The organism is Actinomadura darangshiensis, assembly GCF_004349235.1.
Taxonomy (GTDB): Bacteria; Actinomycetota; Actinomycetes; order Streptosporangiales; family Streptosporangiaceae; genus Spirillospora; species Spirillospora darangshiensis.
On sequence record NZ_SMKY01000042.1, the window covers coordinates 1 to 17,677 of the forward strand.

At 70.8% G+C, this 17,677-nt stretch carries 17 protein-coding genes; 3 read left to right on the plus strand and 14 right to left on the minus strand.

Annotated features, from left to right (window positions below; translation table 11 throughout):
* Positions 1–186 precede the first annotated feature (186 nt).
* Positions 187–747, plus strand: coding sequence for a hypothetical protein (locus E1293_RS12275; protein WP_207938804.1), 561 nt, complete (start codon positions 187–189; stop codon positions 745–747).
* An 84-nt stretch (positions 748–831) separates the two neighbouring features.
* Here E1293_RS12275 and E1293_RS12280 read toward each other — a convergent pair whose 3' ends face one another.
* The 6 genes from E1293_RS12280 to E1293_RS12305 all read right to left on the minus strand — a co-directional run bounded on the left by E1293_RS12280 (position 832) and on the right by E1293_RS12305 (position 5,906).
* Entirely contained in the window at positions 832–1,464 is a 633-nt protein-coding gene (locus tag E1293_RS12280) for an HhH-GDP family DNA glycosylase (RefSeq protein ID WP_132197094.1), read from the minus strand.
* A 70-nt stretch (positions 1,465–1,534) separates the two neighbouring features.
* A complete protein-coding gene (locus E1293_RS12285; RefSeq protein ID WP_424923623.1) occupies positions 1,535–2,284 on the minus strand; it encodes a ribonuclease HII in 750 nt (249 codons plus the stop codon).
* Between the two features lie 108 nt (positions 2,285–2,392).
* Entirely contained in the window at positions 2,393–2,998 is a 606-nt protein-coding gene (locus tag E1293_RS12290) for a response regulator transcription factor (RefSeq protein WP_132197096.1), read from the minus strand.
* Positions 2,999–3,003: 5 nt separating this feature from the next.
* The gene (locus E1293_RS12295) at positions 3,004–4,197 is read right to left on the minus strand and encodes a sensor histidine kinase (protein WP_132197098.1); all 1,194 of its coding nucleotides are present in this window, start codon (positions 4,195–4,197) and stop codon (positions 3,004–3,006) included.
* Positions 4,198–4,242: 45 nt separating this feature from the next.
* Positions 4,243–4,974 carry an ABC transporter permease gene (locus E1293_RS12300; RefSeq protein WP_132197100.1) on the minus strand — a complete coding sequence of 244 codons (732 nt, stop codon included), beginning with the start codon at positions 4,972–4,974 and terminating at the stop codon, positions 4,243–4,245.
* Positions 4,971–5,906, minus strand: a complete 936-nt coding sequence (locus E1293_RS12305; RefSeq protein ID WP_243716183.1) for an ABC transporter ATP-binding protein — start codon at positions 5,904–5,906, stop codon at positions 4,971–4,973. The genes E1293_RS12300 and E1293_RS12305 overlap by 4 nt, the downstream gene beginning before the upstream one ends.
* Before the next feature lie 185 nt (positions 5,907–6,091).
* Between E1293_RS12305 and E1293_RS12310 the strand changes: the two genes are divergently transcribed.
* The gene (locus E1293_RS12310) at positions 6,092–8,623 is read left to right on the plus strand and encodes an AAA family ATPase (RefSeq protein WP_132197102.1); all 2,532 of its coding nucleotides are present in this window, start codon (positions 6,092–6,094) and stop codon (positions 8,621–8,623) included.
* 47 nt (positions 8,624–8,670) lie between these two features.
* Positions 8,671–9,366 carry a histidine phosphatase family protein gene (locus E1293_RS12315; RefSeq protein ID WP_132197104.1) on the plus strand — a complete coding sequence of 232 codons (696 nt, stop codon included), beginning with the start codon at positions 8,671–8,673 and terminating at the stop codon, positions 9,364–9,366.
* Here the strand turns inward: E1293_RS12315 and E1293_RS12320 are convergent.
* The 8 genes from E1293_RS12320 to E1293_RS12360 form a co-directional block, all read right to left on the minus strand.
* Complete coding sequence (locus tag E1293_RS12320) at positions 9,363–10,211, minus strand: 5-oxoprolinase subunit C family protein (protein ID WP_132197106.1); 849 nt, start codon at positions 10,209–10,211, stop codon at positions 9,363–9,365. The genes E1293_RS12315 and E1293_RS12320 overlap by 4 nt on opposite strands.
* Positions 10,208–10,822, minus strand: coding sequence for a 5-oxoprolinase subunit PxpB (gene pxpB / locus E1293_RS12325; RefSeq protein WP_132197108.1), 615 nt, complete (start codon positions 10,820–10,822; stop codon positions 10,208–10,210). The genes E1293_RS12320 and pxpB overlap by 4 nt, the downstream gene beginning before the upstream one ends.
* The gene (locus E1293_RS12330; RefSeq protein WP_132197110.1) at positions 10,819–11,571 is read right to left on the minus strand and encodes a LamB/YcsF family protein; all 753 of its coding nucleotides are present in this window, start codon (positions 11,569–11,571) and stop codon (positions 10,819–10,821) included. Before E1293_RS12330 ends, pxpB begins: the two co-directional genes overlap by 4 nt.
* A gap of 29 nt (positions 11,572–11,600) precedes the next feature.
* Positions 11,601–11,969 (minus strand): hypothetical protein, encoded by a 369-nt coding sequence (locus E1293_RS12335; protein ID WP_132197112.1) that lies wholly within the window; start codon positions 11,967–11,969, stop codon positions 11,601–11,603.
* Positions 11,966–13,975 (minus strand): SseB family protein, encoded by a 2,010-nt coding sequence (locus E1293_RS12340; protein ID WP_132197114.1) that lies wholly within the window; start codon positions 13,973–13,975, stop codon positions 11,966–11,968. Before E1293_RS12340 ends, E1293_RS12335 begins: the two co-directional genes overlap by 4 nt.
* Positions 13,976–14,037: 62 nt before the next feature.
* Entirely contained in the window at positions 14,038–15,522 is a 1,485-nt protein-coding gene (locus tag E1293_RS12350) for an SseB family protein (protein WP_243716184.1), read from the minus strand.
* A 96-nt stretch (positions 15,523–15,618) separates the two neighbouring features.
* Positions 15,619–17,157, minus strand: a complete 1,539-nt coding sequence (locus E1293_RS12355; protein WP_165978179.1) for a hypothetical protein — start codon at positions 17,155–17,157, stop codon at positions 15,619–15,621.
* Between the two features lie 174 nt (positions 17,158–17,331).
* Positions 17,332–17,580, minus strand: coding sequence for a hypothetical protein (locus E1293_RS12360; protein ID WP_132197119.1), 249 nt, complete (start codon positions 17,578–17,580; stop codon positions 17,332–17,334).
* Positions 17,581–17,677 lie beyond the last annotated feature (97 nt).

Below are 17,677 nucleotides of genomic sequence, written 5' to 3' on the forward strand. Positions count from 1 at the left end.
CCTCCGCCCCCGCCTCCGCCCGGCGGGCAGTACGTTCCGCCTCCGCCTGGCGGCCAGTACACGCCGCCGCCTCCTCCTCAAGCCGCCCCTCCCCAGCCGCAACCGCAGCAGCAGGGTGGCGCGATCTCCCTGACGAAGAACGCTCCGTCGGTGTCGCTCACCAAGCACGGCGCGACCTCCGGCCACATGCGCGTCAACCTCAACTGGACCGCGCGTGAGGGCGTCGCCAAGGGACGACTCGGAAAGCGTCGCCGCGGTGTCGACCTCGACCTGGACCTGTGCTGCCTTTGGGAGCTGCAGGACGGCCGAAAGGGCATCATCCATGCGCTCGGTGACATGGGAGCGCTGGACCGTCCACCGTTCATCAAGCTCGACAAGGACGACCGCACCGGGGCCATCGAGGCGGGGGAGAACCTCCACATCAACCTCGACCACATGGCGCAGTTCAGGCGGATCCTCGTGTTCGCCGAGATCTATGACGGCGCGGAGGATTTCCGTGGCCTGGACGCGATCGCCACGCTTTTCCCGGTGGGCGCGCCACCGATCGACATGCGCATGAACGACTGTGTCGACGCCTCCCGTGACGCGGTTCTGGCGCTCATCGAGAACGTGAACGGCGAATTGGTCGTGCACCGTGAGGGCCGCTTCGTTCTTCCGCCGCCCGGCCGTCCGCGCTGGGGGAAGATGACGGTCGACCAGGCGTACGCGTGGAACCTGGAGTGGGTCGCCTCGCGCGGCAAGGACTGAGCGTTCGGCCGCGTAGCCGAAACGCCCAGAGTGCTGCAACGGGCCCGGAACGTTGGCTGACCCTGCCGATCGTCCCGGGCCCGCTTACGCGGCCTTCACGTGGTCCGCGAGCTTCTTGTCGCGGGCCACCCTGACCAGCGCCGCCGTCAGCCTGGCAAGGTCCTTGTCCGGAACCTTGGAGGCGAGCTCGCCCGCGTCGGTGGGAAGGCCGAGCCGCTCGGCGCCCTTCTTCACCTGGTCGTCGACGTAGGGGCGAAGCCACGGCCAGATGGCCTGTGCCTCGCGGCAGAAGATGTCCACGCCGGTAGGCCCGATGCCAGGGAACTCCTGCAGCAGTTCCGACGCCTTCTTTGGGTCGCGCTCCGCCTCGATGGCGAGACGCCGCAGGTCGCCCTGGTACCTGTCCTGGGCGATCTCCGCCGTGTCCCCCAGGCGGGACGCGGTGCTCTCGTCGTAGCGGACGTAGTGGCCGCGTCCGAGCGCGTCGACGCGTTGCTGCCACGTCAGTTTGCTCATACCGCGTGCGGTGCCGCCTCCGGCCTCGAAGAGCTCCCGGGCGGCGGCCAGTGCGATCTCAGAGGAGATACGGGCACTGAGCAGGTTGGCCAGGACGAGGAGCTTGAACAGCGCTGCCGGCTGGTCCTTCAGCGGTATTCCAGCCTCTTCGGCGAACGTTTCGCCGGACTCGTGCAGCAGCTTCTTCACGACGGCATCCATGGCATCTACCTCCTGTTGCGCCGCCTACCCGAGCGGAGGGAGATGACTCATGCACGCGCGCGAGGCAGGGTCACAGAAGGCTGAGTTGGCCTTCACCGGCGAGCGGGTCGCGGTGCTTCTTCAGGTGCCGCCAGCGTGGGAGGTCGTCCATATACGACCACGACAGCCTGTGGTGCGGCGTCGGGCCGTGCTCCTCCAACGCCTTCTGATGGACGGGGGACGGGTATCCCGCACTGTCCGCGAACCCGTAGCCGGGGAACTCGCCGTCCAGTTCGGCCATGAGGCGGTCGCGGTGGACCTTCGCCAAGACGGACGCGGCCGCGACCGTGACCGACCGCTGGTCCGCCTTGACCTCGCACCGAACCCGCCAGGGCCGGCTGAGGAAATCGTGCTTGCCGTCGAGGATGACCACGTCGGGCCGCTCAGGCAGCGACTCCAACGCGCGGACTGCGGCGCGCCGCAGTGCCTCGGTCATCCCCACTTCGTCGATCTCGCCGGGTCCAGCCGCGCCGATGGCGTGGCCCGTGAGCCAGCCGGGGAGAAGCTCGGCGAACGACTCGCGATGCGCCTCGGCGAGGAGTTTGGAGTCGGTCAGCGCGATCGTCTTGTTGCCGCGTCCGGGCAGCGCAGGAGGCGGACTCAGATCGGTGACCGCGGCGCACACCACGACAGGTCCCGCCCAGGCGCCGCGTCCGACCTCGTCCACCCCGGCGATCGCGACGGTGCCGCCACGTCCGGACGGTGCGGCGCGCAATTCATGCTCGATCTCGTAGTCCGCGGCACGGGAGACGCCCTTGGCGGCAGCAGAAGCGGGGACCAGGCCAGGCAGGGCACTGGTGGAGTCGGTCAATGGGTCTCCTCAGGACAGGGAACGGCCCGCGGCACCGATCGTAGAGGCGCGGCTCCCTGCACGCGCGGAGGCTGCCGGTCAGAGCCAGCCGTTCTGGCGTGCCGTGCCCACCGCTTCGATGCGGTTGCGCGCGCCCGTCTTGCCGATGGCGGCGGACAGGTAGTTGCGGACCGTGCTCTCCGAGAGGTGCAGCCGCCCGGCGATGTCGGCGATGGTCGATCCGTCGGCCGCGGCGGTCAGCACGTCCCGTTCCCGGTCGGTCAGCGGGTTCGGGCCCACCGACAGTGCCGCCGTGGCCAGGGCCGGGTCGACGACCTGTTCACCGGCCAGCACCCGCCGCAGGGCGGCGACAAGGTCCTCGATGGGCCCGTCCTTGACCAGGAACCCGCGTGCGCCCGCCTCCATGGCGCGGCGCAGGTATCCGGGCCGCCCGAACGTGGTGACGATCAGGACCTTGCAGGCGGGCAGTTCCCGGCGCAGGTCGGCGGTCACGTCCAGGCCGCTGCGGCCGGGCATCTCGATGTCGAGCACGGCGATGTCAGGGGTCGTCCGCAGTGCCTCGGGCAGTACCTGCGCACCGTCGCCGACCTGTGCGACGACCTCGATGTCGTCCTCCAGGCCGAGCAGCAGTGCGAGCGCGCCCCGCATCATGCCCTGGTCCTCGGCGAGCAGAACTTTGATCACGGGCCTCATTTTCCACCGGCGCCCAGGGCCGACGCGACGGGGACGGTGACGCTGAGCAGGAAGCCGCCCTCCGGTGCGGACCCCGCCTGGACCGTGCCGGAGACCGCCTCCATCCGCTCCGACAGGCCGCGCAGACCGTGTCCGCCGGCCCCACCGATCCCGCCCTTTCCCGTGCCGTCGTCCTTCACCTCTAGGACGGCATCATCCTCGTCTATCCGGACCGTGATTTCGCAACGCGCGGCGCCACTGTGCCTGATGACGTTGGTGACTCCCTCACGTACGGCCCAGCCGAGGAGAGCGTCCTGCTGGGGCGGCAGTGGCGGGCCCGTGCGCCGGACGATGACGTCCACCCCGGAGTCCGACAGCGCGACCCGTGCCGCGTCCAGTTCGTCGGCGAGCCCGCGGCCGCGATAGCCGCTGACGGCCTGGCGCACCTCGTCCAGGGCCTGCCGGCCCACGGTCTCGATGTCGGCGGCCTGTTCCGCGGCCACCGCAGGGTCGCGTTCGGCGATGCGACGGACGGCCTGTGCCTTGACCACCATGAGGGACAGCGTGTGGCCGAGCAGGTCGTGCAGGTCCCGGGAGAATCGGAGCCGTTCGCTCGCCACGGCCGCCTCGGCGAGTTCCTCCCGGGCGTCGCGAAGCAACCCGATGACGGTGAACAGGCGCAGGATGACCGCGGTGACGATTCCCGCCGTCACGGTCCCGTACCAGTTGGCCGCCAGGGCGCCGTTGTCCTCCCCACCCACCCAGCCGACCAGGACGCTCAGGCATGAGACGGTGCCGATCCCGATGAGCATGTGCAGTTCCGGGCCCTTGGCCCTGCGGGGCATGTGTCCCACGACGACGCCGGTGGCGAGCCCGAGGAGCGGGAACAAGGTGAACCAGCGTCCCTGGAACCCCAGTGCGGCGGCGGACGCGACACCCGTCTGAGCGACGAGCAGCAGAACCGGCACTCGCATCGGGAAGCGACCGTCGAACGAGGTACGGACGACGGCGAGATGCAGGAACGCGAACGCGGCCAATGCCAAGGCGGCGAGCCACAGGGGATGGTTGTGCCCCTTGGCCATGTCCCACACCGGCCATACAAGAACGATGAGCCAGAACACGAACGCTTGGCCACCGGGACCATTGCGGTCCACCTGCTCCAGGTCCAGGTCGGGAACACGCCGTTGCGGGGAGCCCTTCCAAGGGTTCACCTGTCATTCTCCTCGTTCACGGGGACACGCTACGGGGCCGGAGGTTCATACCGTCCGGGACGAGCAGCGATAGCCGTACACGGCGAACGCCGCGAAAACGGCCGCCCATCCTGCAAGGACCAGCACCCCGGTCACCGTCGGGGCGTTGCCGTCAGTGACGCGCCAGGAAAGCTCTCCGTACCGATTGATGGGCGTGGCGGTCGCCACGTGCTCCAGCCAGCCGGGGAACTTGGCGATTGGCACCCACAGGCCGCCGAGCAAGGACAGGCCCATGTAGCAGACCAGACCTGCCATCTGCGCTTGCTGCCCCGTGAGCAGGTAGCCGACGCCGATGCCGAGCACGGCCATCGGCGCGATGCCCACGAAGAGCAGTACGAGTACCGACGCCCATTGGGCGGCGCTGAGCGACACGTCATTGACCAGGGCGCCCGCCAGGCAGACCGAGACGATCGGCGGGACGGTGCCGACCATGGCGGTCAATGTCCTGCCCACGACCACCTCGAACGGGCGCAGGGGAAGCAGACGCAACTGGCGTATCCAGCCGAGCGGCTTGTCCTCGGCGATGGCCACGCCATTGCCCATCACTGCACCGACCGCGCCGAACCCGGCCATGCCGACCATCGCGTAGGCCGCCGCCCCCTGATGCCCGGACTCTCCTGTCAGGTCGAGATTGGTGAAGACCAGATACATCGTCAGAGGCGACACCAGGCTCAGCACCAGGTAGCCCGGGTCGCGCAGCAACCGAAGCATTTCCAGCCGGATGTAATGCACGATCATCGCGCGTCCTCCTGTGATCCGGTCAAGGTGAGGAACGCCTCTTCCAGGCCGGCGCCCGTCACCTCCAGGTTGCGGACGGCCCCGGCACCGGCCAGCGCCAGCACAGTCGCGTCCGAGTCGGTGGTGTGCAGCTTGGCGCGGTTGCCCCGGACCTCACTGCTGACCACACCGGGGAGGCCGTCCAGCGTCCCCATGGAGCCGTCGAGGTCGAAGCTGACCGTCCGTCCGGGTACGCGCTGCTTGATGTCGTCGCTGGTGCCGTCTGCGATGACACGGCCGCGGTCGATGACGACAATCCGGTCCGCGTGGGCGTCGGCCTCGTCCAGGTAGTGCGTTGAAAAGAGCACGGTCCCTCCTTGCGCGGCGTAAGCGCGAACGCTCGCCCACAGTTCGCGTCTTGCCTCGATGTCGAGCCCGGTGGTCGGCTCGTCGAGCACGAGGAGTTCGGGTGCGCCCGCAATGGCTATGGCGAATCTGACGCGTTGCGCCTGCCCGCCCGACAACTGGTCTGCCCTGCGGCGTGCCAGGTCGGTGACGCGCGTGGCCCGCATCAGCTCGTCCAGGGGAGGGACGGCTTTCGCTCGTGCGCGTGCCTTGGCCGCGTAGGAGCGGCGGACAAAGGCGAGCAGTTCGCGGACGGTCACGCCACTGATCAGCCGCCCGCTCTGCGGCATCGCTCCGATCCGGCCGTCCCGTACGGCTCGCTCTGGAGACGTACCGAGGACCTCGACCGTGCCGGAGTCGGGCGCCAGTAGTGCCAACAGCATCGCGATCGTCGTCGACTTGCCGGCACCGTTCGGTCCCAGCAGCGCCACGGACTTCCCTTGGTCGAGCCTAAGGTCGAGACCGTTCACCGCTCGCACGGTCCCGTAACTCTTGGTCACGCCGGCCAAGACCGCCGCCCCTGCCATTTCCGTCGTCTTGACTTCCATGACGAAGACGTTACGAATACGGCCGGAGGTGGCTGCAGAGCAGAACATCCACGTCTGGGCGGGACAAATGTCCTGGTGCGTGGACTGATCTGTGCTCCGGTCCGCGCCGGGCCGGATTGGTGGAAGCCAACGAACCGGGCGCGGGGAGTCCCGTTCCGGGCGGTCCTGCGCTTTACTCGCTCTTGATGGCTTTGTTCGGCAGGTCCCGCTCCCGCCCGGCGAAGGACGCCGCTGCGCGGGATCTTTTCGAGCGCCTGAGATGGCGCTACTTCCAGGTCACCCCCGGGGTGAGGTTCCTGGGGGCGCTACTGGTCGCGGCGCTCGTTCTCGCCGCGACGGTCGTCCTGGACGGGCCGATCCTGGGCGCGGCCGCGTTCACGGTGATCCTGCTGGTCGTCGTCCACCTGACGCTGCGCTCGCCCACGGGGATGGCCGTGGTCGCGGTCATCCTGTCGTGGCTGGCACTGTCGGTGCCGCTGGGGAGGCTCTACCCGGACGACGGAAAGCCTCCCTATCTGAGTCCGACTCTGCTTCTCGGAGCGCTGGCTCTGCCCGTCGCGTTCGTCGCCTTCCGCCTGCGCGGGTACGCGCCGTGGCGGACGACCCTCCTTGCGCTGGCCGCCGCAGGGGTGGTGACGGCGGCGTTCGTCAATCCGCTGCCGGAAGCGAGCGTGGCGCCCGCTTGGGCGGCGGCCTTGGGCGTCGTCGCCTACCGCTGGGACCGGGCCAGGCGCACGGTCCCCGCAGAGGCCTACGAGACGGGCTGGGTTCAGGAGCAGGAGAGCCCGAAAGGGGACGGCATGGCAGGGCCGCGCGAACGGCCGGACAAGCCGGGCAGGCCCGAACAGCGCAATTCCGGTGAGGGCAGCGGGGCGGGGGCGCAGGCGGCGCACGACCAGCGTGCCGCCGCGCAGGCCGCCGATGCCGCGGCCGTGCCCGAAGCGAAGGCGCCGCCGGAGCGCCGGACGGAGGAGTCGCCCGACATCTCCGTCGCGGACGCGCTCGCGGAACTGGAGAACATGATCGGGCTGGAGCCGGTCAAGCGCCAGGTCCGCTCCATCGCCGCGTCCATCGAGGCCGCGCACATGCGCGCCGCCGCGGGGGTGCCGACCGAGAAGCCCATGCGCCACTTCGTCTTCGTCGGGCCGTCCGGGACGGGCAAGACCACCGTCGCCCGCGTCCTGGCCAAAATCTTCTACGCATTCGGGCTGCTGCCGGAGCCGGCTCTGGTCGAGGCGCATCGCGCCGACCTCGTCGGTGAGTTCCTCGGTGCCACGGCCATCAAGACCAACCGTCTCGTCGACTCCGCCCTTGGCGGGGTCCTGTTCATCGACGAGGCGTACAGCCTGGTCAACTCCGCCGAAGGGCAACCCGACCGGTTCGGGGATGAGGCGGTCCAGACCATGCTCAAGCGCGCCGAGGACGACCGCGACAACCTGGTCATCATCCTTGCGGGGTACGACGCGCAGATGGCCGAGTTCCTCGACTCCAACCCTGGGCTGGCCTCACGGTTCGGCACCCGCGTGCATTTCCCGTCGTACCGTCCCTCAGAGTTGCTGCAGATCGCCGACTACCACACGGGTCTCCGCGAAGACCGGCTCGATGCGGAGGCCCGCGGACGGCTTTCCACCCGCTTCGAGGAGGTCGAACGGCGCGGCATCATCGACGACCTGGGCAATGGAAGGTTCGTCCGGTCGCTGACCGAGGCGGCGGCGCGCGCGCGGGACGTGCGCGTTGTCGAAGCCGTCTCCTCGTCGGGGGAACCGGCCAGGCCCACGGCCGACGACCTCGTCACCGTGCGGGCCGAGGACGTCGAGACCGCCTTCGCCGAGGTCACCGAGCGGTTCCGCGGCTACGCGGAGACGCCCACGCTGGACGAGGCGCTCGGCTCCCTCGACGCGATGATCGGCCTGGAGCCCGTGAAGCGGCAGGTCAGGGAGATCGCCGCCCAGCTCCAGGTGGCCAGGATGCGACAGGAGCAGGGGTTGGTCACCCGCCCGCCTACACGTCATTTCGTCTTCACGGGACCGCCCGGGACGGGCAAGACCACCGTCGCGCGCGTTCTCGGCCGCATCTTCGCGGCGTTCGGCCTCCTCGCCCGCCCGGAGGTGGTCGAGGCCCAGCGTGCCGATCTCGTCGGTGAGCACCTCGGTGCGACGGCACTGAAGACCAACAAAATCATCGACTCCGCCCTGGGCGGGGTCCTGTTCGTGGACGAGGCGTACGCGCTCAGTAACCCGGGCTACTCCGGCGGCGACGCGTTCGGCGCGGAGGCGGTGCAGACACTGCTCAAGCGTGCCGAGGACGATCGCGACCGCCTTGTCGTCATCCTGGCCGGTTACGAGGCAGACATGGGCCGCTTCCTGTCGTCCAACCCCGGGCTCGCCTCCCGCTTCGACGTGCGCGTGGACTTTCCGTCCTACGGGCCTGACGAACTGCTCCGCATCGCGCAGCTCATCGCCGAACAGGGCGGTGACCGATGGGAGGAGAGCGCCCTTGACGACCTCGCCCTCGTGTTCCAGCGCGCATGCGGGACGGGCCGGATCGACGAGCTGGGCAACGGGCGCTTCGCACGCTCCATGTACGAGAAGGCGTGCGCGCGCCGTGCGCTTCGAGCGGCCCGGCTCGGCTCCGCGGCGACCGCCGCGGACCTGACGCTCCTCCTCACCGACGACGTCCGGGACGCCTTCAACGAGCTGGCCCAGCGGCTGGCCTGACCCACCTCCACACCCGACCTGCGAAACGGGTCGTCTAGGGTGCCAGCGTGGATGAGCGCGACGAGCCGACCGAGTACCGGCAGGCACGGTACGAGACACCCGACGGCGCCACCGAGGTGCTTCTGATCCGGCACGGCGCGTCTGCGCCGGCCCGTCCCGACCGGCCCTTCCCGCTCGTGGACGGCCAAGGCGACCCCGAACTCGCGCCAGAGGGACGCGAGCAGGCGGAGCGGATAGGTGAGCGCCTTGCCGAAGAGAAGCTCGACGCGATCTACGTGACGCCTCTGCGCCGGACATCGGAGACGGCGGCACCCCTGGCCGGGCGTCTCGGATTGGAGCCTCATGTAGAGGCAGGTCTGCGCGAGGTCCATCTCGGCGACTGGGAAGGCGGATTGTTCCGCAAGATGGTCGCCGAGAACGATCCGGTCGCGCAGCGGATGTTCGTCGAGGAACGCTGGGACGTCATCCCGGGAGCGGAGTCCGGCGAGGTATTCGCCGGACGCGTCGAGGAGAGCCTCACACGGCTGGCGGCGGCGCACGCGGGCGGCCGGATCGCGGTGTTCACCCATGGCGGCGTGATCGCGCAGGCGCTCGCCGCCACGACCGGCTCCAGGCCGTTCGCGTTCCTTGCCGCCGACAACGGATCGATCTCCCGGCTGGTGCGGCTAGGCGACCTGTCGTCGATCCGCGGGTTCAACGACGTCTCGCACCTGGACTGGTCCGTCCCCGCGCCGCTGACCTAGGAGCGGAACCGGAGCCGCTGCCCGGGACGCAGTTGCGCGGCTTCGGCCACCGAAGCGGAGGCGAGCACCGCGACGACCGGATACCCGCCCGTGGTCGGATGGTCGGCCAGGAAGATGATGGGCAGCCCGCTGGGCGGCACCTGCAGGGAACCCGTGACCATGCCCTCGCTGCCCAGTTCGCCGTCGCGCGCGCGTACGAGGGGAGGCCCGTCCAGCCGCACGCCCACGCGGTTGCTGTCCGGCGACACTTCGTACGGCGTGGACGTGAGCGTGGCCATGGCGTCGTCGGTGAACCAGTCGTCACGGGGACCGGGCAGGATGCGGAGGATCGGCGTCTCCGGAATGGCCGGCGCAGGCGCGAGGTCCACACTGATGTCCGCAAGGCCCTCGGAAGAGCCGATGGGCAGACGGACACCCGGCGAAAGCGGTGCCGGGCCCAGACCGGACAGGAGATCGGTCGAGCGGCTCCCCAGGACCGCATCGACCACGACACCGCCTCGCACGGCGAGATAGCTGCGCAGCCCGGACGAGGGCGTGCCGAAATCGACTTCTGCACCGGCCGCCACATGACAGGGCGCATGCGTCCCGTAGGCGCGGCCGTCGATGCGCAGCGGAACCGGAGCGCCGGTGACCGCGATCCAGGCGCGGCCATGGAAACGCAATGCCGCCCCACCGAAGGTGAGTTCCACACCAGCCGCGTCCTCGGGATTGCCCACGAGCCGGTTGGCGAGCCTGAACGCGCGCTCGTCGGCGGCCCCGGACCGTGGGACGCCGAGGTGGGCACGGCCGGGCCTGCCGAGATCCTGGACGGTCGCCAGCGGCCCGGGCCGCACGACCTCGATCAAGGACGCTCCTTCGCGACGAACCGGACGCGCGTACCCGGCCGGAGCAGGGACGGCGGATCCCGCGACACGTCCCACAGGCGGAGTCCGCTGTGCCCGAGAAGCCGCCAGCCGCCCGGCGACCGGGACGGGTACACGGCCGCGTACGGTCCGGCGATCGCGACCGAACCGGCCGGAACGGCCGTCCTGGGGGACTCGCGCCGGGCCACGTGCAGCGCCGGGTCCAGCCCCGACAGGTAGCCGAAGCCGGGGGAGAAGCCCAGGTAGGCGACCGTGTACGAGGCCGCCGAATGCCTGCGGACGAGCTCGTCGCGGGACAGCCCGGTGAGGTCGGCGACCTCGTCCAGATCCGCACCGTCGTAGACGACGGGAATCTCGACCGGGTCGGCATCGCCCTCCGCGTCGCCGGGCAGCGGCAGCCGCGGCAGGCGTGCGGCCAGGCGATCCAGGTCGGCCGAGGCATCGGCGACCACCAGGACGGTCTGCTCCCCGGGAACGACGTCCACTACCCCCGGCAGGGGCGTGTCCCGTAGGGCCGCGTTCAGCCGGTGCGCGGTCGCTAGGTCGCCGGTCTCCACGAGCAAGGCCGCGTCACCGGCCCGCAGCACTCTCACGCGAACGGCTCCAGCGCGACCCCGGCGTGCGACAGGGCCGACCGGACGGAGCGGGCCAGAGCCACCGCACCGGGGGTGTCGCCGTGCACGCAGATGGAACGAGCCTGCAAAGCGACCTCACTGCCGTCCACGGCGACGACAGTGCCGTCGACCGCCATCCGTACCGCGCGCTGGACGACGGCTTCCTGGTCGTGGACGACCGCCCCCGGTTCCCGACGGGACACGAGCGCGCCCGCCGGCGTGTAGGCACGGTCGGCGAAACACTCGGCGACCACGGTGAGCCCATCGGCGACCTCGTGCACCGCGGACGTGGGCAGGGTCAGCAAGGGCAGCGACGGGTTGTACGCCCGTACCGCGTCCGCCACCGAGCGGGCCTGGGCAGAGTCACGCGTGACTCTGTTGTAGAGCGCCCCATGCGGTTTGACGTAGGACACGCGTCCGCCTTCCGCGCGCGCGATGCCGTCCAGTGCCGCAAGCTGGTAGAGGACCTCGGCGGTCAGTTCGGGTGCGGCGACGTCCATCTCGCGGCGGCCGAACCCGGCCAGATCCCGGTACGACACCTGAGCGCCTATGGTCACCCCGCGCTCGACGGCCGCCGCACACACCCGGCGCATGATGAGCGGGTCGCCCGCGTGGAAGCCGCACGCCACGTTCGCGCTCGTGATGACGTCGAGCAGCGCCAGGTCGTCGCCCAGCTCCCAGATGCCGAACCCCTCGCCGAGGTCGGCGTTGATGTCGATGACCGCCATGCCCAAGACCTACCACCGATCCCCGTGCCTCAGACGGTCTCCTCGTGCACGTCCTCGACCTCGTGCCGGGACGCCCACGCCTGGTACACGCCGCGGTCGAAGAGCTCCAGCCCGAGCCCTTCCGCCACTGGGGCCTTGCCGCCGCTGTACTCCACCCGCAGCCAGCCCTCGTGTTCGCCGAGCACAACGAACGGCTCGCCACGCCACGTGCAGTGCGTCGTCACGTAGTGGAGGTGGTCGACGTCCGCCAGAGGCACCACCTGGACGTAGCGCTCAGGTGCGATCTGGCGGAACCCGTCGGCGTGCCGCGCGGCGTAGAGCCGGACACTGTCGCCGTCCGGGCTCGCCTCGTACTCGGCGCCATGCCAGGCCGCGTAGAAGCCGTGCCGGACGCTCATCCGCGTCCTCCCGGCAGTTTCACGAGCCACCTGCGCAGATCCGCGTCGTAGCCGGCCGCGAGTGTCTCGGCACCGTGCGCGTCGAGCCGGTACATCTCGGCGCCGTGCGGCAGCCGCTGGCTGTCGACCTTGAACTCCGGGATGGCGGGCCCGTCCCCTGGCGTGTACCCCGACCCGGGGAACGGCGCCTTCTCGATCACCCAGCCGCCCGGAATGATGCCCATGCTCCACTCGTCGATGCCGCCCAGCGGGCGCCGGAACAGAGCGGGCTTCACCGCCGGCCAGCGGAGCATGAAGATCTGCTCGTCCGCATACGTGAAGGGCGACCCTTCGTAGACCAGTCCCAGCGCCCGGATCAGCGCCGCGGGCGACGTTATCTCCCGCACGTCCTGTAGCCGGTGGACGTAACCGGCGACCAGGTCGTATCCGCCCTCCAGGTAGTGCTGCACATGCTCGGGCCGTACGACCTTCTGCATGACCACGACCTGGGAGGCGTCGTCCGCAGGCGCTTGCTGCGACGGTGCGCTCCGGGCTTGGGCCGGCGTTTCGCGGGCGACGCCGCGAGCACCCTTGCCCTTTCGCTCGCGTTGGCCGTAGAGGGGCGCCACCGGAAGGCCGTGTGGGTCGCTCGGCGTTTCGCGGGATGGATTCGGGCGTCCGGCGGGCTCGTGGACGGGCAGCCCACGGGGGTCGACCGGGGTCGCCCTGGGAGCCGGAGTCTCCGGACGGCGCTCTCGCGGTGGAGCGGAGGGACGCTGCCCGTGCGGCGGGGCGCCCATCGCGGGGCTCGGCTGAGGCTGAGTGGGAGCCGGCTCCCGCGGAGCCGGAGCCGGAGCCGGAGCCGGAGCGGGTGCCGGAGCCGGAGCGGGCGCTGGAGCCGGAGCCGGGGTCGGTGCCGTCGGCTGCGGTGCCGTCGGCTGCGGCGGCTGCGGAGCCGGCGGCCGGGACACGGGCGGGGCTGTGGCCGCCGCTGCGGGCGCGGGAGCCTCGGAGGGTGTCTCCGGTCGGGGCCGGCGCGGTTCGGGTCTCTGCGGCGACGTGGCGGCCCGCCGGCGATCGGCCGCCGCGCGCCGGCGGGACCGGGTGCGCGTCGACGGGCCGGCCACATGGACGTCCGTCGGAACCGGAGGCGTGGGGGTGGCGGCGGTCCTGGGCTCCTCGGGTTCCAGGAGCGCGTTGGCGTCCAGGTAGCACGCGCTCGGAAGACCGGGATTCACTGCGAGCTGCCACTCCGGGTGAGGCCAGTGCCGGGACAGCTCCGCCAGCGACGCCTGCCGGTGATGGACCGCCTGCCCCTGGAGGGAGCGGTCCATCGCCTCGGGCGAGGTGAACGCGAGGACGAACGTGCCCTCGCCGAACTGCGCGGTGGCGAACTGGTACTCGGCCGCCCCGGGGTCGCCCGGCGATGGAAGGTACAGGACAGCGCGCGCGAGAAGCTCCAGGTATCCGTGCTGATCCCCGAGTTCGCGGGCCTCGGTGAGGGCCATCTCCAGGCTGGAGCCCGACGGCCGCGCACGGCGCGCGGAGGACGACGCGGAACGGCCCTGGTTCTCGGGCACGGCCAGCGGGATGCCGAGCCCTGGCAGCGCCAGCGGCCCGCCCTCAGCCCCGGACTTGCTCGCCTGGTAGACGAGCTCCAGCGGGGACTCGACGCGGTAGACGTCGCGGAACGCGCCCATCATCTGCCCGGCGAGCAGAGCGGACGCCTCCAGGAGCTCGGCGGACGCACGGCCACCGCGCTCACGGAACGTGTGCCGGTCCCACCAGTTCTTGCGCTCCTCCTCGTCCGGCGGTTCCCAGCCGAGCGCCCTGAGCCTGCGCTCCTGGCGCGGGGCCAGCGGACGGGGCAGGAACGCGCTGCCGACGGCCTCGGCGTCGAGCACCCCCTCGGACCTCATCGCCTGCACGTAGGGGAGACCGCTCGGCCCCTGCACGATGAGGAACGACGTGATCGGCAGCCGTGAAAGCTCCAGTGTCAGCCGTTTGGCGAAGTCGTTCCAGTCCACTCGGATCCACTTTCACGTCCACGGGGCGGGGATTCCGTACTCGACGGTAGCCGAACGGTGCGTCACTCGGTCCAGGGAGCCGGTACGGCGTCGGCCCGTACCTGCGCCCAGACTCCGCCGATGGCGTCGTAGATCGCGACGGGCGTCCGGTCCCCCTCGCCTGCCGAACGCCAGAGGCGGGTTCCGTGCGGCGGCCGCAGCGGGACGCCGGCGGGGCGCCGTTCCGAAGCGGCGGCTTCGGCGGCCTCCCCGTCGGGTGGGGCGGCCAGGGGGAGCGCAGCGGCGGGTTCCGGTTCCGGGGTCTGCGGCGGAGGGATGCCGGCGTCGAGTGCCGCGCGCAGGTCGGCCGTCGTGTAGGGGTCGATCGCGGTGTGGGAATCGTCGTGCGGACCGTCCACGCCTGGGACGGAACCGTTCGCGACGGGGGTCGAGCCCCCGGCGACCGGGTTCGGCCCAGAGAGCGCGTTGGGGTCGACCGTTCCGTACGGGTTGGGCACGTCCTGCCCGGCGGCAGGGGGCACGTCCACGCCACTGGCGTCCTGTTCACCGTGCAGACGGCCGATGACCGACGAGTCCAGGAGGACTTCGCTCGGCAGGCCCCAGTTGATGGCAAGCCGCCACATGGGGTCGGGCCAGCCGGCGGCCAGCCGCGCGAACGAGGTGCGCCGGTACAGGCCCGGATGCCGGTCACCGGTGCGCGCCAGGGCACCGGGCGAGGTGAACACCGTGACGTAGGTGCCGCTCCCGATCGTGATGGTGGGGAACTCGGCGCGGTCGGGGTCCTCCACGGCGGATGCGGTGGCGGGCAGGACCAGGTCAGCGTTCGCCAGCAGCCTGAAGTAGGTCGTGTTGTCGCCGTTCGCCTTGGCCTCCGCCAGGCGCGGTTCGAGGAGTTCGGCGTCCACCCCGGGGACCCCCTGCGATTGCAGCGGCATCGGGTTCTCAACCGGAGGAGGACCGGCCGGCAAGGGGTTCGCCTCTGGGAAGCCCTCCGGGAGGCCAGGTGGGAGACCCTCCGGGAGGCCAGGTGGGAGGCCCTCCGGGAGGTTGCCGCCGGACGATGCGCGGCGCTTGTTCACGCGCGACGGGTCGGCCACATCGATCCCGAAGTCGAGGAGTTCGATGAGGCCGGTCCCATGCCGGTGGAACGACTCGTACACCAGATCGGACGGGCGCCGGACGCCTTGGACGTCCCGCAGTGCCGTGACCATCACGTCGGCCAGCCGCGAGTAGTCGGCGTCGGTCACGGTGAGCATCCCGCCGGGCATGCCCGCCTCGGGCAGTTCCGTCCACCAGTTGCGCGGGGCAGGCTCGGCGGGCGGACGCCAGCCCGCGTCGCTCATGACCTCCTCGTCGGCCAGCGTGAGCAGCAGGGGCCCTTCGAGGAAGTTGTTGCTGACGGCCTCGGCGTAGAGCCGGTCGGGCTCGCGCATCGCCTGGACGTAGTGACGGCTCTCATCGCGCTCGCGCACGATGAGGATCGTGTCCCGTTCGAGACCCGCCAGCTCACGTCCCAGCCGCCGGGCGAACTCGGACCACTCCAACAAGATCACTCCCTACGACCGGGGGCCGGCCCGGCCCCCGCGAGACCATGCCCGGGAACCGATGATTGTCGCCGGGAGCGCCGGGCGCAAACCGGGAGTTCACTCGGGTGGGGGTTCGTGACGAAGCACACTCAGGGCCTCGCGGAGCGCTTCCGGATCGTGCCCGGAACGGTCGAGGACGTCGATGAGCCTGTGCAGGATCTCGTGGCGTTCGTAGCCGACGTCCAGCAGCGATTGGGCCGTGTCCCACAGTTGCGGAGGCTCGCCCCGCCACAGCTTCTCGGTCACGCGTTCGTGCGCGTCGAGGTGGTCTTCGCCACTGCCGGGATGCTCGAACTCCAGGATGACGCGGCGGTCCTCGGGGTCGGCCGGGTCCAGTTTGGACAGGTCGATGTAGCCGTGCCGTCCAGAGCGCCTGTGCGTGCCGGACAGGAACGGCAGGGCGAACGCGCGGCGGGGGAGGGCCTCCAGGTCGCCGTCGGGCAGCAGCCGGTCGACCAGCTCGCGGTCGAGGCCGAATGCGGACGGATCCCGGTACGCCTCGGCGAATTTCCCGGTGGCGTCCCAGAGGGCGTCCAGTGTCGCCCTGATGCCTTCCTCGGGCAGCCCCGTGCGCTTCCCGGCCCACCGCACCCACGCGGCCAGGACGTGGGGGACGGCCTCCTGTTCCGACGGGGAGAGCAGTACCTTCCGCGGCAGCCAGTCGAGGAGGAACATCTCGCACTTGACCGGGCTGACCCGCAGCGGCCGTCCGAAGTCGTGTGCGCAGCCGTAGTCGATGATGCGGTCGATGCACCGGCTCGCGGCGGAGAGGTCCGACAGCTCCTCCGCCTCGTCCGAAGCGAGGAAGCGGGCCGCGATCGTCGCGCGCCTGTCGCGTCCGTAGACCGGCGGCTGGGGCAGACGTCCACCCGGCGGAAGGATGTCCACGCGCGCGCGGACGAACGCGTGGTAGGTACCGAAGTTCTCGTTCACCGGCGGGTGATCGATGTCGTCGGTGAGGTCGAGAGCGCTCTGCAGCAACGCCTTGGTGTCGCGTGGGTCGAGTTCCTCGAATCGCATCAGGGGGTTGTTGCGGCCTTCGCGGCGGCAGTGGTCGAGGAGCTTGTCGACCCGGGAGGAGACCCACGCGTCCCGGACCATTCCGCTCGTCGACGGCTTTCCGGTGCGCACGGCAGGTGCGAACAGGCCCCCGGACGGCTGCACGGCCCCGGCCTTGTTGCGATCGACCAGGATGACGAGGGCGTGCCGTTCCGCCCCGCCGTAGGTGTAGGTGCAGACGATGGAGTCCTGGTCGCCGTAGACGTCCCTCGACACGAAGCACGCCTCGGGTTCGACCATGCCCACGTGGTCGGCCCACCCAGGCCTGGCGACGCCGTCGGCCATCAGTTGCAGGGCCGCGCGTTCCGCCTTGGCCGCCTGCCGTGGGGTGCCCATGTAGGCGATCCCTGTGAGCAGTGCCAGCGCCGCCGGTGTCCCCGCCGATCCGGCATAGCCGACCAGGGCCTCGCCGATGACCTCCTCGACGTCGCCGCCCGGTACGCGTTGTCCCCACCACGAACCGAGGATTTCGCTGACGATGAGTTCGGCGTCCAAGGGGCTGCGCACGGCGAGCAGTTCGCGGGCGTGCTGGAGCATGCCATCGAAAATCGCCGAGACCTCGTCCGGGGGGTGCGGTCCGTCCCGGGCAGGGTCCCCGGAGGAGCGGCTGCGGGGACTCACCCTTCTAGCTTCTCAGATCCGGCGCGGGCGGTGGTGGGGACACGGCCGAAGACCGGAACGGGCCGCCGCCGCGCCATCGGCCGTCTCGGCTCAGCCGTCCACCCCGCCGGCGGGGTTCCGCCCAGAGGGCGGCTCCGATTTCAGGATTCCGGTGAGATGTTCACGCGCCATCCGCTCGACCTTGGCCGGCGTGGCTTCGAGCCCCAGATGGGCCATGCACGCCTGGACGTCGGCCACGCACTGGTGGACGGCGTCCGAGGGGAAGGTCGTGAATTCGTCGCAAAGCCGGCGAGCGAGCGCGTCGCGGGTCTCGCTCCGGTGATCGGCTAGTGCAGGCATCTACGCACACACCTCCGCGCACGGGGTTCCGGCGGACGGGGACGCCGCCGGGGGCGAGACGGAGCGCGACATGGACCGACCCTGGTATGGGAGCTTC